Origin of the sequence: Microbacterium sp. NPDC057659, assembly GCF_042799915.1 — a bacterium.
Taxonomy (GTDB): domain Bacteria; phylum Actinomycetota; class Actinomycetes; order Actinomycetales; family Microbacteriaceae; genus Microbacterium.
This window is the reverse complement of the sequence record NZ_JBHVHU010000001.1, coordinates 1,127,574-1,141,042: the sequence shown is the minus strand read 5'-3', so window position 1 is coordinate 1,141,042 and position 13,469 is coordinate 1,127,574. Positions and strand designations below refer to the sequence as shown.

The 13,469-nt window shown below is 70.1% G+C and carries 13 protein-coding genes; 9 read left to right on the top strand and 4 right to left on the bottom strand.

The annotated features are described in order from the left end of the window. The first annotated feature begins 69 nt into the window (after window positions 1-69). Complete coding sequence (gene typA / locus ACFVAE_RS05450) at window positions 70-1,983, top strand: translational GTPase TypA (RefSeq protein ID WP_378888802.1); 1,914 nt, start codon at window positions 70-72, stop codon at window positions 1,981-1,983. A gap of 311 nt (window positions 1,984-2,294) precedes the next feature. Then, window positions 2,295-3,182, top strand: coding sequence for a phospholipase (locus ACFVAE_RS05445; protein WP_378888800.1), 888 nt, complete (start codon window positions 2,295-2,297; stop codon window positions 3,180-3,182). Window positions 3,183-3,210: 28 nt separating this feature from the next. Here ACFVAE_RS05445 and ACFVAE_RS05440 read toward each other — a convergent pair whose 3' ends face one another. Further along, the gene (locus tag ACFVAE_RS05440) at window positions 3,211-3,759 is read right to left on the bottom strand and encodes a helix-turn-helix domain-containing protein (RefSeq protein ID WP_378888798.1); all 549 of its coding nucleotides are present in this window, start codon (window positions 3,757-3,759) and stop codon (window positions 3,211-3,213) included. Window positions 3,760-3,824: 65 nt separating this feature from the next. On the opposite strand from ACFVAE_RS05440, the gene ACFVAE_RS05435 reads away from it, so the two are divergent. The 6 genes from ACFVAE_RS05435 (at window position 3,825) to ACFVAE_RS05410 (ending at window position 8,188) form a co-directional block, all read left to right on the top strand. Continuing rightward, window positions 3,825-4,553 (top strand): AzlC family ABC transporter permease, encoded by a 729-nt coding sequence (locus tag ACFVAE_RS05435; RefSeq protein WP_378888795.1) that lies wholly within the window; start codon window positions 3,825-3,827, stop codon window positions 4,551-4,553. Continuing rightward, entirely contained in the window at window positions 4,550-4,864 is a 315-nt protein-coding gene (locus ACFVAE_RS05430; RefSeq protein ID WP_378888793.1) for an AzlD domain-containing protein, read from the top strand. Before ACFVAE_RS05435 ends, ACFVAE_RS05430 begins: the two co-directional genes overlap by 4 nt. A 22-nt stretch (window positions 4,865-4,886) precedes the next feature. Further along, entirely contained in the window at window positions 4,887-5,285 is a 399-nt protein-coding gene (locus ACFVAE_RS05425; RefSeq protein WP_378888790.1) for a histidinol dehydrogenase, read from the top strand. A 9-nt stretch (window positions 5,286-5,294) separates the two neighbouring features. Then, on the top strand, window positions 5,295-5,615 hold the full coding sequence (gene fdxA, locus ACFVAE_RS05420; RefSeq protein ID WP_378888787.1) for a ferredoxin: 321 nt from the start codon (window positions 5,295-5,297) through the stop codon (window positions 5,613-5,615). 3 nt (window positions 5,616-5,618) lie between these two features. Beyond that, window positions 5,619-6,731, top strand: coding sequence for a succinyldiaminopimelate transaminase (dapC, locus tag ACFVAE_RS05415; protein ID WP_378888784.1), 1,113 nt, complete (start codon window positions 5,619-5,621; stop codon window positions 6,729-6,731). Window positions 6,732-6,898: 167 nt separating this feature from the next. Continuing rightward, window positions 6,899-8,188 carry a citrate synthase gene (locus tag ACFVAE_RS05410; RefSeq protein ID WP_378888781.1) on the top strand — a complete coding sequence of 430 codons (1,290 nt, stop codon included), beginning with the start codon at window positions 6,899-6,901 and terminating at the stop codon, window positions 8,186-8,188. Window positions 8,189-8,261: 73 nt separating this feature from the next. On the opposite strand, the gene ACFVAE_RS05405 is transcribed toward ACFVAE_RS05410, so the two are convergent. After that, window positions 8,262-9,692 carry an MFS transporter gene (locus tag ACFVAE_RS05405; RefSeq protein WP_378888778.1) on the bottom strand — a complete coding sequence of 477 codons (1,431 nt, stop codon included), beginning with the start codon at window positions 9,690-9,692 and terminating at the stop codon, window positions 8,262-8,264. A 154-nt stretch (window positions 9,693-9,846) separates the two neighbouring features. On the opposite strand from ACFVAE_RS05405, the gene ACFVAE_RS05400 reads away from it, so the two are divergent. Further along, window positions 9,847-10,419 carry a TetR/AcrR family transcriptional regulator gene (locus ACFVAE_RS05400; RefSeq protein WP_378888776.1) on the top strand — a complete coding sequence of 191 codons (573 nt, stop codon included), beginning with the start codon at window positions 9,847-9,849 and terminating at the stop codon, window positions 10,417-10,419. A gap of 169 nt (window positions 10,420-10,588) precedes the next feature. On the opposite strand, the gene ACFVAE_RS05395 is transcribed toward ACFVAE_RS05400, so the two are convergent. After that, window positions 10,589-12,115, bottom strand: coding sequence for a DEAD/DEAH box helicase (locus ACFVAE_RS05395; RefSeq protein ID WP_378888774.1), 1,527 nt, complete (start codon window positions 12,113-12,115; stop codon window positions 10,589-10,591). A 359-nt stretch (window positions 12,116-12,474) separates the two neighbouring features. After that, complete coding sequence (gene dapD / locus ACFVAE_RS05390; protein WP_378888773.1) at window positions 12,475-13,428, bottom strand: 2,3,4,5-tetrahydropyridine-2,6-dicarboxylate N-succinyltransferase; 954 nt, start codon at window positions 13,426-13,428, stop codon at window positions 12,475-12,477. Window positions 13,429-13,469: the final 41 nt, after the last annotated feature.

The window sequence follows — 13,469 nt, the reverse complement described above, 5'->3', positions numbered from 1 at the left end:
ACTCAGCGGCGTTTGCTATCCTGGAACGTCGGTTTCCCGGCGCTTCTCCCACCTGTTTAGGACACCTTCATGGCGCATGCCCTTCGCCCGGACCTCCGTAACGTCGCAATCGTCGCTCACGTCGACCACGGCAAGACCACGCTCGTCGACGCGATGCTCCGTCAGACCGGCTCCTTCGGCGAGCACGCGCACGTCGAAGAGCGCGCGATGGACTCGAACGACCTCGAGCGTGAGAAGGGCATCACGATCCTCGCCAAGAACACGGCGATCACGTACAACGGCGCCCACACCGATGTGCCGGTGACGATCAACGTCGTCGACACGCCCGGCCACGCCGACTTCGGTGGCGAGGTCGAGCGCGCGCTGTCGATGGTCGACGGCGTGGTGCTGCTGGTCGACGCCAGCGAGGGCCCGCTGCCGCAGACCCGCTTCGTGCTGCGCAAGGCACTCGAGGCCAAGCTGCCCGTCATCCTGCTGGTGAACAAGACCGACCGCCCCGACGCCCGCATCGCGGAGGTCGAGGAGGAGGCGCACGATCTGCTGCTCGGCCTGGCATCCGACCTCGTCGACGACGTGCCCGACCTTGACGTCGACGCTCTGCTCGACGTGCCGGTCGTGTACGCATCGGGCCGCGCAGGCGCGGCATCCGCCAACCGTCCCGAGAACGGCACCCTGCCCGACAACGACGACCTCGAGCCGCTGTTCGCCGCGATCCTCGAGCACGTCCCCGCACCGGCCTACGACGACGAGGCGCCGCTGCAGGCATGGGTCACCAACCTCGACTCCAGCCCGTTCCTCGGCCGCCTGGCGCTGCTGCGCATCTTCAACGGCACGCTGAAGAAGGGCCAGACGGTCGCCTGGGTGCGTCACGACGGATCGCACGCGAACGCCCGTGTCACCGAGCTGCTGATGACCAAGGCGCTCGACCGGTACCCGGCCGAGTCCGCCGGTCCCGGCGACATCGTCGCCATCGCCGGCTTCGACGACATCACCATCGGCGAGACCATCGCCGACCCGGAGGACGTGCGTCCGCTGCCGGCCATCCACGTCGACGACCCGGCCATCTCGATGACCATCGGCACGAACACCTCGCCGCTGGTCGGCAAGGTCAAGGGCCACAAGCTCACCGCCCGCATGGTGAAGGACCGCCTCGACCGCGAGTTGATCGGAAACGTCTCGCTCAAGGTGGTCGACGTGGGCCGTCCGGATGCCTGGGAGGTGCAGGGCCGCGGTGAGCTGGCGCTGGCCATCCTGGTCGAGAACATGCGTCGTGAGGGCTTCGAGCTGACCGTCGGCAAGCCGCAGGTGGTCACCCGCCGCAACGAGCACGGCAAGGTCACCGAGCCCTTCGAGCACCTGACGATCGACGCCCCCGAGGAGTACCTCGGCGCCATCACGCAGCTGCTGGCCGCACGCAAGGGCCGCATGGAGGGCATGAGCAACCACGGCACCGGCTGGGTGCGCATGGAGTTCGTCGTCCCCTCGCGCGGCCTGATCGGCTTCCGCACCGAGTTCATGTCCGTCACCCGCGGCACCGGCATCGCCAACGCGATCTCGCACGGCTACGACGAGTGGGCCGGCCAGATCGTCGCCCGCGCGTCCGGGTCGATCGTCGCCGACCGCGCCGGCGTCGTGACGCCGTTCGCGATGATGGCCTTGCAGGAGCGCATGAGCTTCTTCGTGAACCCGACCGAAGAGGTCTACGAGGGCATGGTCGTCGGCGAGAACACCCGCGCCGACGACATGGACGTGAACATCACCAAGGAGAAGAAGCTCACCAACATGCGCTCCTCCACGGCGGACGAGCTGGAGCGGCTCACCCCGCCCCGTCAGCTCTCGCTCGAGGAGAGCCTGGAGTTCGCCCGCGACGACGAATGCGTCGAGGTCACGCCCGAGAAGGTGCGCATCCGCAAGGTCACCCTGGACCAGACGATCCGCGCCCGCGAGACCGCGCGTCTGAAGCGCCAGGACGCGAACGCCTGACCTGTTCCACACGAAAAGCCCCGGTCTCCGACCGGGGCTTTTCTGTGTATCCGGGGAGAATCCGGGACGTTCGAGGGCGCTCCGTGTCGAAAAATCACGATCTCATAACACACTTTCCCGAGAGCTTGACGCCGCGATTCACCGGAATCGACCAAGGTCTGTCCAGGTGGGCATACCAGAGTCGTTAGCCGTGCCCGGGATACCGCTCCCGATGAGCAGCCCTGTGCGGGGTCCGGGCCGACGACGACCCGAAAGTCGACACCCTCATGCTGAACACCCCTACTACCCGTGCGTCCCGACGCGCCGCAACGATGGCGCGCGCACACGCCGACGTCACAAGCCGGCAGCCGGTGGCCATCGGCGTCGCGGCCGCCGCGATCCTGACCATCGCGGTCACCGCGGGCACCGCCTCGATGGCCTCGGCCGCGGAGAACACCGACGCGCGTCCCACGACCATCGCGACGTTCGCCGCCGCGGCGCCGAACGCCACTGCCTCCGCCGCCACGAAGTCCTCCTCGGTCAAGACCGAGGCCGTCGACACCCTGCGTGACGCCCAGGGCGCCCTGCGCGACGCGCAGGCCGCGACCCTCGAGGTCGCCACCGTCGGCCTGCCGCTCGACCCGAAGGGCACGACGGCCGTCGACACCAGCGAGCTGGCCGCCGGCATCACCACCCTCGCCACCACTCGCGGCGACTCGGGCATGCGCATCGTCCTCGGCACCAAGGGCGTCGCCGACGAGACGGCGGAGACGGTCGAGCAGACCGCCGAGCTGCGCAAGGCGCTCGAGGTCGCCAAGCAGAAGAAGGCAGCGGCGGATGCCGCGGCCAAGAAGGCCGCCGAGGCGAAGAAGCGCGCCGCGGCCGCTGCGGCTGCGCTGGCGCGCAACAACACCCCCGAGGGGGCGAAGGCGACGGCCCGTGCGATGATGTCCAGCCGCTACGGCTGGGGCGGCGACCAGTTCTCCTGCCTCGCCTCGCTGTGGACCAAGGAGTCCGGCTGGAACTACAAGGCCTACAACAACAGCGGCGGCGCCACCGGCATCCCGCAGGCGCTGCCCGGCAGCAAGATGGCGGCAGCCGGCAGCGACTGGCGCACCAACGCCGCCACGCAGATCTCGTGGGGCCTGGACTACATCAAGCGCGCGTACGGCACGCCGTGCAGTGCGTGGGGTCACTCCCAGGCGATGAACTGGTACTGACAGCCAGTCGACTTCAGCGCAGTCCTGCTCACCGAAGCTCGGAGAGCAGGACTGCGCTGGTTCCGGGCTCGAGTGCCTCGAAGATGTGAGCGGCGTCCCCCGCGTAGGAGATGTAGTCGCCGGGATGCAGCACCTCTGCCGCATCCGCCGGGCCGAGCCTGGCCGAGCCGCTCAGCAGTACGACGTGCTCGGTCGTGCCCAGATGATGGGGGAGCGAGCGCCGCGGCTCGCCTGGCTCGGCCTGGATGATGTAGATGTCGCGTCGCGCGCCCGGAGGGCACGCGGACAGCAGAGTGGCCACATAGGGAGCCGCGGCCGACGGGACGCCGGCGTGCTCGTCGGCGCGGATCAGCCGCGGTGCAGTCGTCCGCTCCTCGACCAGGGTCGCGAACGGGATGCCGAGCGCGTCGCCGAGCGCCCACAGCGTCTCGACGCTGGGATTGCCCGCGCCGCTCTCGAGCTGCGAGACGGTCGCCTTCGAGACGCCGGCGCGCCTGGCCAGTTCGGAGACCGAGATGCCGGACGCCTCGCGCTCTCGGCGCAGGGCCCGGGCGATGCGTTCGCGGAGATCATCCATGCGTTCAGTATGACAAACGATCGTTCGACTTGACGATCGTTTCTCACGCGTTCAGAATGTTGTCCATGCGTTCGACGGATCGAACACCCGTGCGTGAGGGCTCCGCAGTGGTGTGGCGGGAGGCCCTGGGCGTCGCGATCGCGACGAGTGCCTACGGCATCTCCTTCGGCGCGCTCGCGGTGGCCGCCGGCCTCGACGTCTGGCAGACCTGCGTGCTCAGTCTGGTCATGTTCACGGGCGGATCGCAGTTCGCCTTCATCGGCGTCTTCGCATCGGGGGGAGTGGCCGCGCTGCCCGCGGCGATCGCCTCGGCCGGTCTGCTCGGCGTGCGCAACGTCGCCTACGGGATGCGGATGTCGCCGATCATCGGCGCCGGATTCCGCCGCCGGGCCGCCGCCGCGCAGTTCACGATCGATGAGTCCACCGCCGTGGCCATCTCGCAGGACGACCCGCGGCTCGCCCGGCTCGGCTTCTGGGTGACCGGGCTCGGCATCTACCTGGGCTGGAACGTGACGACGCTGGTGGGGGCGCTCCTCGGCGACGTGCTCGGCGATCCCCGGGCCTGGGGGCTGGATGCTGCCGCGGCGGCCGCCTTCCTCGCGCTGCTCTGGCCGCGGCTGAAGCAGCGGCAGGCGATCGTGGTCGGCGTCGCCGCTGCCGTGGTCGCCGCTGCGCTCACCCCGGTGCTGATGCCGGGCCTCCCGGTGCTGGTGGCCGCCGTCGTGGCGATCGTGGTCGGCTGGTTCAACTGGCTGGGCCGCGACCAGGCACCGGTGAAAGAGGCGGTCTCGTGAGCGTCTGGAGCGCGGTGCTGCTCGCCGCCTGCATCTGCGTCGCGCTGAAGGCCTTCGGCTATCTGATCCCCGCGCGGGTGATGGAGGCGCCGCGTCCGGCCCGCATCTCCGATCTGCTCACCGTCGCGCTGCTGGCTGCGCTCGTCGCCGTGCAGACGCTCGGCAGCGGACAGGAGATCGTCGTCGACGCCCGGGTGCCGGCCGTGCTCGTCGCGGCCGGCCTGCTCTGGCTGCGGCAGTCGTTCCTCGTCGTCGTGATCGCCGCAGCGCTCGTCGCGGCGGTGCTGCGGATGCTGGGCTGGGCCGCATAGCCGGGCGCACTAGGCTTTCCCCGTGCCCCACTGGATCTCCCGCGGCCTCTCCTGGATCGCCGCCGCCGTCGCCGGCGCGGTGTACGGCACCGCCGCGACCATCGCCCACAGCTTCACGTGGGGTCCGATCCCGGTGGGGATGATCCTCGGCGCGATCGCCTGCGGCGCACTGCTGATCGCCCTTCGCGCGCTCACCCACGATCGCTGGGCGGCTCTCGCAGCCGGAATCGGGATGCTGGTGCTGATCTTCGTGATCTCGCAGCGCGGACCGGGCGGATCCGTCATCGTGCCGAACACGCCGCTGGGGCAGATCTGGATCTTCGTGGTCGCCGCGATCGTGCTGATGGTGGTCGCCTTCCCCGACATGGCGAGGCTGCGAGCGACCGCGAAGCGACCGGAGGCGACCGCCGATCGGTCGTAGACTGGGCGGGTGACCTATGTGATCGCCCTGCCCTGTGTCGACGTGAAGGACCGTGCCTGCGTCGACGAATGCCCCGTCGATTGCATCTACGAGGGCGAGCGCTCGCTGTACATCCACCCGGACGAGTGCGTGGACTGCGGCGCCTGCGAGCCGGTCTGCCCCGTCGAGGCCATCTACTACGAGGACGATCTCCCCGAGGAATGGGCCGACTACTACAAGGCCAACGTCGAGTTCTTCGACGAGATCGGGTCTCCTGGCGGTGCGGCCAAGGTCGGCGTCATCCACCACGACCACCCGGTCGTCGCCGCGCTTCCTCCTCAGGGGGAGTGACGCGTGTCGGTCCGCGATCTCGCCGACTACCCGTGGGACGCGGTCGTCCCCTTCCGTGAGCGCGCAGCGCAGCATCCGGACGGAATCGTCGACCTCTCGATCGGCTCGCCGGTCGACCCGACGCCCGAGGTGGTGCGGCGCGCACTCGCCGAGGCCACGGATGCGCACGCCTACCCTCAGACGGTCGGAACACCGGCGCTGCGCGAGGCGATCGTGGACTGGTACGCTCGCCGCCGCGGTGTGCCCGATCTCACGGTCGACAACGTGCTCCCCACGATCGGCTCCAAGGAGTTCGTCGCACTTCTGCCCACGCTGCTCGGTCTCGGCGCCGGCGACATCGTCGTGCATCCGCGCGTCGCGTACCCGACCTACGAGGTCGGCGCCCGTGTGGCGGGGGCGACTCCGCTGCCGGCCGACGACCCTGCCGAATGGCCGGAGGGCACCCGGCTGATCTGGATCAACACCCCCGGCAACCCCGACGGGCGCACCTGGACGGTCGACGAACTCGCCGCGGCGGTGGCCCGCGCGCGCGAGCTCGGCGCGATCCTCGCCAGCGACGAGTGCTACGCAGAACTCGGCTGGGACGACGCCTGGGCCTCGGAGCCGGTGCCCTCGGTGCTCGATCCGCGCGTCACCGGAGGCACCCGCGCAGGCCTGCTGAGCGTGTACTCGCTGAGCAAGCAGTCCAACCTCGCGGGTTACCGTGCGGCGTTCGTCGCGGGATGCCGCGCCGTGATCGCCGAGCTGCTCACCGCCCGCAAACATCTGGGACTGATGCCGCCCCAGCCGGTGCAGCACGCGATGGCGGTGGCGCTCGGAGACGATGCGCACGTCGCCCAGCAGAAGGAGCTGTATCGCGTCCGACGCGACGTGCTGCTCCCCGCGCTGCGGCAGGCGGGCTTCCGCATCGACGGCTCAGAGGCCGGGCTCTACCTGTGGGCGACCGAGGGGCGCGACGCCTGGGAGTCGATGGGCCGGCTGGCGGACCTCGGCATCCTCGCCGGGCCCGGTCCGTTCTACGGCGGCTTCTCCGGTGACCACGTGCGTCTCTCGCTGACGGCGCCGCTGGAGCGGATCGAGGCGGGAGCCGCGCGTCTGCGTGCGGCCGCGCTGTAGGTTCTCTCAGGCGGATTCCGCTGTACCTTGGCGGATGTCACAGTTGGCCTCTCGCCGGACTAGGCTGTAAAAGCCATACGGTCGCCCCCAGGCCCGTGGCGCGCGCCGATCCGGCGCATCAAGACTTTTTCGTCCGCACGCGACTTCGATTCAGCAGGAGGTTTGGCGTGAGCACAGCTCTGCCGGAGAAGGCGACTCTCACCGTCGGCGACAGGATCGCCGAGTTCCCCGTACTACAGCCCACCTCGGGTGTGGGGAGCATCGACTTCTCGACCCTGACCCGCCAGACCGGTCTCACCGGCCTGGACTACGGCTTCGTGAACACCGCGTCCGCGAAGTCCTCGATCACCTACATCGACGGAGACAAGGGCATCCTGCGCTACCGCGGATACCCGATCGAGCAGATCGCGAAGAACTGCACCTACCTCGAGGTGGCGTGGCTGCTGATCTACGGCGAGCTGCCGACCGCCGACGAGCTGGCCGGCTTCGACGAGCAGATCCGCAAGCACACGCTGCTGCACGAGGACCTGAAGCACTTCTTCTCGGCGCTGCCCGACAACGCGCACCCGATGGCCGTGCTGTCGTCCGCGGTGGCCGCGCTGTCGACCTACTACCAGGACGCCTCCGACCCGAACAATCCCGAGCACGTGGAGCTGAACCAGATCCGCATGCTCGCCAAGCTGCCGGTCATCGCCGCCTACGCGCACAAGAAGAGCGTCGGCCAGGCCTTCCTCTACCCGGACAACTCGCTCAGCTTCGTGGACAACTTCCTGAAGCTCAACTTCGGTGTCATGAGCGAGGAGTACGAGGTCAACCCGGTCATGTCGAAGGCCCTCGAGCTGCTGCTGATCCTGCACGAGGACCACGAGCAGAACGCCTCCACCTCGACGGTCCGCCTGGTCGGCTCGACCGGCGCGAACCAGTTCGCCTCGGTCTCCGCAGGCATTCAGGCGCTGTCCGGCCCGCTGCACGGCGGTGCGAACGAGGCGGTGCTGACGATGCTCGGACAGATCCGCGAGTCGGGTCAGAGCGTTCAGCGCTTCGTCGAGCGTGTGAAGAACAAGGAGCAGGGCGTGAAGCTCATGGGCTTCGGGCACCGGGTCTACAAGAACTACGACCCGCGCGCCAAGCTCGTCAAGGCCGCCGCGGACGAGGTGCTCTCCTCGCTCGGCGTCAGCGACCCGCTGCTCGACCTCGCGAAGGAGCTCGAGGAGATCGCGCTCGCCGACGAGTACTTCCAGGAGCGTCGCCTGTACCCGAACGTCGACTTCTACACCGGCGTGATCTACAAGGCGATGGGCTTCCCGACCCGCATGTTCACCGTGCTGTTCGCGATCGGCCGGCTTCCCGGCTGGCTCGCGCAGTGGCGTGAGCTGCAGCTCGACCCGCAGACCAAGATCGGCCGTCCGCAGCAGCTGTACGTGGGCGCCGCGGAGCGTTCGTACCCCGGCATCTGATCCGGCCGCGCGAAACGGCCCCGGCATCCGCTCTTCGAATGCCGGGGCCGTCTCCGTCTCGTCGGGCGGTGTGTCAGGCGGCGTCCGCAAGCACCGGCTGCGTTCCGGTGGGCAGTTGCACCGGAGTGGTGGTGCGGCGCGCCGTCGGGACGATGGCGACGATCAGCGCGGCGACGACCGCGACCGCGGCGATGGTGATCCACGCGATGTCGTAGCCGCGCTCGAGGGGTTGACCTGTCGGGTCGAGCGCACTGAACACGATCGCCGTCATCAGCGCGGAGCCGATCGCAGAGCCGATCGAGCGCAGGTTGGCGTTCACGCCGGTGGCGATGCCGACGTTCGCCGCCGGTACACCCTCGACGATGATGCTCGCCATCGCGGCGTACGCGGCGCCCACGCCGATGCCGAACAGGCCACCGGCGATGGCGAGCTGCCAGACCGCCGAGTGGAACAGCACGGCGCCGACCACGGTGGCACCCATGAGGAGGCCGCCCAGCACGAGCTGGGTGCGCAGGGTGAGCACGCGGGTGAGCGCCCCGGTGGCGAAGCCGGCGACGGACATGCCGATCAACAGCGGCACCAGCACGAGCCCTGCCGTCTGCACGGTGAGCCCGAGCGCCCAGCCGGTGTCGGCCGGAACCTCGAGGAACAGCGGCAGATAGCCCCAGAAGCCGAAGACGGCCACGCCGATGAGCAGTCCGGCCGCGTTCACCGGCCAGATCGCGCGGTGCGCGAGCATCCGGATGTCGACCAGAGGGTCGGCGGACCGCAGCTCGGAGAACACCCAGGCGGCCAGCAGCACGGCGGCGAGGGCGAACAGGCCGAGCGTCGTTGCGCTCGTCCAGCCCCAGCGCGCGCCAGAGGCGAGCGGCAGCAGCAGGGCGACCAGCCAGCCGGACAGCAGCACGGCCGAGAGCGTGTTCAGGCGTCCGCCGGCACGCATGTCCGAGCGCGGGATCCAGGCGACGGTGAGAAGGGCGCCGACGGCGCCGGCGACGAGGGCGACCTCGAACAGTCCGCGCCATCCGATCGCGGACGACAGCGGCCCGGCCAGCACGCTGCCCGCGGCACCGCCGATGCCGATAAGTGCGCTCACCGATCCGATCGCGGCTGTCAGGCGCTCGGGCGGCATGAACTCGCGCAGCAGCGCGAAGGCGAGCGGGAACACCGCACCGCCTGCACCCTGCAGAACACGGCCGAGGATGAGGACGCCCAGGTTCGAGGCGAGGGCGGCGACGAGGTCGCCGAGCATGACGACGGCGAGCACGGCGAGGAGGGTCGCGCGACGGCCGCGCAGATCGCCGACCCGTCCGAGCAGGGGAGTGGCGACGGCGGCGGCGATGAGCCAGGCCGTCATGGTCCAGGTGGCGGCGTCCGAGCCGACCCGCAGGTCGGATTCGAGCATCGGGATCACGGGGATGACGAGGTTCTGGAGGAGGGCGATAGAGGCGACGCTCACAGCGACGGCCGCATATGCGCGGGTGGTGGTCGAGCGGATGGTCATGGGTCCTTCCGATCTTGCGATGAGGAGAGGTAAAATCGGAGAGTGGCTCCGAGTGGAGGAAGCCTCCGGTTAGAAGTTAGCGGAGGAACCCTCCGTTTCGCAACCGCTTCGACGAACTTTTTCGAGACCGCCTTTCCGGCATCAGGAGGACAGCATGACGACGGTCGCACCGGCAGCCGTTCTTCTCGAGGAGCGCAGGCCGAAGCGCGCCGACGCGGCGCGGAACTTCGACGCCCTCGTCGCCGCAGGGCGCCAGGCGTTCGCCGAGGACGGCTCCGATGCCTCGCTCGAGGACATCGCGCGGCGCGCAGGGGTGGGCATCGGCACGCTGTACCGCAACTTCCCGACGCGTGACGACCTCATCGAGACGCTGTACCTCGGCGAGGTCGACGCGCTCGCAGCATCCGCTCGTGAGGTGTCCTCGCTGGAGCCGTGGGAGGCGCTGCGCGCCTGGCTCGACCACTTCGTCGTCTACGTCGGCACCAAGCACGCACTGCTCGACGGGCTGAACCGCGAGTCGTCGGTGCTGACCCAGTGCCGCTTCATCATGCTCGAAGCGGGGGAGCCGCTGCTCACCCGTGCGCAGCAGGCCGGCGAGGTCGATCCCGGCGTCACCATCAGCGACGTCGTCAAGCTGGTCTCCGGCGTCGCCGCAGTCGCCTCCTTCGAGGATGCGGCGCAGCGTGAGCGCGTGCTGAACCTCGCCATCAACGCGATCCGTCGCTGAGCGGTGCGCGCTAGCGTCCGGCGAGCCGCTGCGGCCCGTCACCGGCCGCAGCCGGACACCGACAGCCGATGTCCGTGACACACGTCGACGCTCCCTCGAATCGCGCCGGCCCGGAGAGGCGTCGGCGACACGAGGGAGCGTCGAGGTGAAGGTCGCGCTGAGATGAACGTCAGTGCGTGCGGGGAGCGCCGGACGCGCGCTGCGCGCGGCGGTGCTGAGGAGCGCGGCGCGCGCCTTCGGCCGCCGGAGCGCTCGACTGCGTCGTGTAGCGGGTCTGGCCGCCCTGTCCGCGCGAGTGCGACCGGCCTGCGGCATCCTTACGCTGGGCGCCCTGGCGCTGGCCCTCGCGGGCCTGACGCTCACCGCCACCCTGCGCGGCAGCGGAGCCACGGCCGCCGGAACGACGACGACCGCCGCCGCTCCCCGGCTTGGGCGCACCCTGCGGCTGTCCACCCTGGCCGGCCGGCTTGGCCTTCTTCTGGCCGCCGCCCTGCTGCTGCTTCACGACCGGGGCAGGCTTCACCTTGGCGGCACGCTCGCCGACCAGCTCGTCGACGATCGTCGGGGTGACCGGCTCGAAGTCCGCGGTGATCTGCGCCTTGCGCAGCAGGTCCTTGGTGTCGCGGCGCTGCTCGGGCAGCACGACCGTGACCACCGTGCCCGCGGCACCGGCGCGCGCCGTGCGGCCGGAGCGGTGCAGGTACGCCTTGTGCTCCATCGGCGGATCCACGTGCACGACCAGCTCGACGTTGTCGACGTGCACGCCGCGGGCCGCGACATCCGTCGCCACCAGCACGCGCACGCCGCCCTCGGCGGGATCGGCCGAGAAGGCGGCCAGGTTGCGCTCGCGCGCGTTCTGACCGAGGTTGCCATGCAGATCGACCGAGGGGATGCCCGCGGCGGTGAGCACCTTGGCCAGCTTCTTGGCCTGGTGCTTGGTGCGGGTGAACAGGATGCGCCGTCCGGTGCCGGACGCCAGGTCCTGGACCAGCTGCTTCTTGGCGTCGGCGTCGGCCGAGAGCAGCACGCGGTGCGTCATCTCGCCGACGGGCACACTGGCCTCGTCGACCTCGTGGCTGACGGCGTTGTGCAGGAATCGCTTCGCGAGCACGTCGATGCCGCGGTCCAGCGTCGCGCTGAACAGCAGACGCTGACCGTCCTGCGGGGTCGCTGCGAGGATGCGGGTGACACCGGGCAGGAAGCCGAGGTCGGCCATGTGGTCGGCCTCGTCGAGCACGGCGATCTCGACGGCGTCGAGCTTCACCACGCCCTGCTTCATGAGGTCCTCGAGGCGGCCGGGGCAGGCCACGACGATGTCGGCGCCGGCGCGCAGCGCCTGCTCCTGCGGGCGCTGGCTGACGCCACCGAAGATCGTGGTGACCTTCAGGCCGGCGGCCTTCGCCAGCGGCGCGACGGTGGCGGCGATCTGGGTCGCGAGCTCACGGGTCGGGGCGAGCACGAGGCCGCGCGGGTGGCCGGGGCGGCTGTGCCGCCCGGCATCCGTCAGCCGCGCCACCAGAGGAAGGGCGAACGCGATCGTCTTGCCGCTGCCGGTGCGGCCGCGGCCGAGCAGGTCGCGGCCGGCGAGGGAGTCGGGAAGCGTGTCGCGCTGGATGGCGAACGCCTCGGTCTTGCCGTCGGCGGCGAGCACGGCGGCGAGCGGCGCGGGCACGCCGAGGTCGAGGAAGGAAGGCATAGGGGTATCTCCGTGAGAAGGGGCGCAGTTCGTTGCGCAGGTGGGCGACGGCGCGGGATCGCGCATCGGTTCGCCGTTCGAGATGCCGGCGCCGGTAGGGCGCGGAAGGATGTCGACGACGCAGACGACTCGCTGCAGAGCGAGGGGCGTCGAAAAGATCCTAGCAGTCCGCAGCGTTCGAAGAGCTGGGAAGGGGTGGGCGTATGGAGAACGCACCTCGTGCGCAGTCGGAGATGCGCTTTCCATCCGTGCGCGGACCGCGCGGATGGGTTTCGCCGCCGACACGGGATCCTGGCCTGCGAAATCCATCCGCGCCCGGGCTCGGTGGGGGATGAGAGGAGGGGAGCTGTACCTCTCCCTCAGGCGTGCAGCACGGCGTTCAGCGTCACGCCGTCGCCCTGACGCGAGAGCGCCTCGATCGCGCCGCTGAGCGAGTTGCGGCGGAACAGGATGCCGTCGCGCCCGGAGAGCTCCGCCGCCTTGATCGTGGGGCGGCCGCCGTCCGCGGTCGGCGCAGCATCCGCCAGCACGACCTTGGTGCCGGCAGTGATGTACAGACCGGCCTCGACGACGCAGTCGTCGCCGAGAGAGATGCCGATGCCGGCGTTCGCGCCGAGGAGCGAACGGGTGCCAACGGATACGCGGTGCGTGCCGCCTCCGGACAGCGTGCCCATGATGGATGCGCCGCCGCCGATGTCGCTGCCGTCGCCGATCACGACGCCCTGCGAGATGCGACCTTCGACCATGGACGCACCGAGAGTGCCGGCGTTGAAGTTCACGAAGCCCTCGTGCATCACAGTGGTGCCGGGGGAGAGATGCGCTCCGAGCCGCACCCGCGAGGCGTCGGCGATGCGCACGCCCTCGGGCAACACGTAGTCGGTCAGACGCGGGAACTTGTCGACCCCCTGCACCTGCAGGCCGTGCCGCTGCAGCAGCGGGCGCAGACGGTCGGCCTCGGCGGGCAGCATCGGGCCGGCCGTGGTCCACGCGTTGTTCGGCAGATGGCCGAAGATGCCGTCGAGATTCAGCTCGTTCGGGCGCACGAGCAGGCGCGACAGCGCCTGGAGCCGGAGGTAGGCGTCGGCCGTCGAGCCGACAGCGGCATCCAGGTCGATCGACAGCTGCACGAGCTCGGTGCGGACGGCCCGGCGCTCGTCCACGTCGGCGAGCGCACCCCAGGTCGCGGCTGCGGCCGCGGCGTCACCGGAGTCCGGCTCGCCGAAGCCGAGCTCGGGGTACCAGGCGTCCAGAACGGCGCCGTCAGCGGCGATGGTCGACAGGCCGATGCCCCAGACAGTGCGCTCAGTGCTCATCCTTCAACGGTAGAGCATCCGTACCCTCGAACTAAGCTGTG

Excerpts from the sequence above, each read along its gene's own strand:
- typA (WP_378888802.1), top strand. The coding sequence starts at position 70 with ATGGCGCATGCCCTTCGCCCGGACCTCCGTAACGTCGCAATCGTCGCT.
- ACFVAE_RS05445 (WP_378888800.1), top strand. The coding sequence starts at position 2,295 with ATGGCGCGCGCACACGCCGACGTCACAAGCCGGCAGCCGGTGGCCATC.
- ACFVAE_RS05440 (WP_378888798.1), bottom strand. The coding sequence starts at position 3,759 with ATGGATGATCTCCGCGAACGCATCGCCCGGGCCCTGCGCCGAGAGCGC.
- ACFVAE_RS05435 (WP_378888795.1), top strand. The coding sequence starts at position 3,825 with ATGCGTTCGACGGATCGAACACCCGTGCGTGAGGGCTCCGCAGTGGTG.
- ACFVAE_RS05405 (WP_378888778.1), bottom strand. The coding sequence starts at position 9,692 with ATGACCATCCGCTCGACCACCACCCGCGCATATGCGGCCGTCGCTGTG.
- ACFVAE_RS05400 (WP_378888776.1), top strand. The coding sequence starts at position 9,847 with ATGACGACGGTCGCACCGGCAGCCGTTCTTCTCGAGGAGCGCAGGCCG.
- ACFVAE_RS05395 (WP_378888774.1), bottom strand. The coding sequence starts at position 12,115 with ATGCCTTCCTTCCTCGACCTCGGCGTGCCCGCGCCGCTCGCCGCCGTG.
- dapD (WP_378888773.1), bottom strand. The coding sequence starts at position 13,428 with ATGAGCACTGAGCGCACTGTCTGGGGCATCGGCCTGTCGACCATCGCC.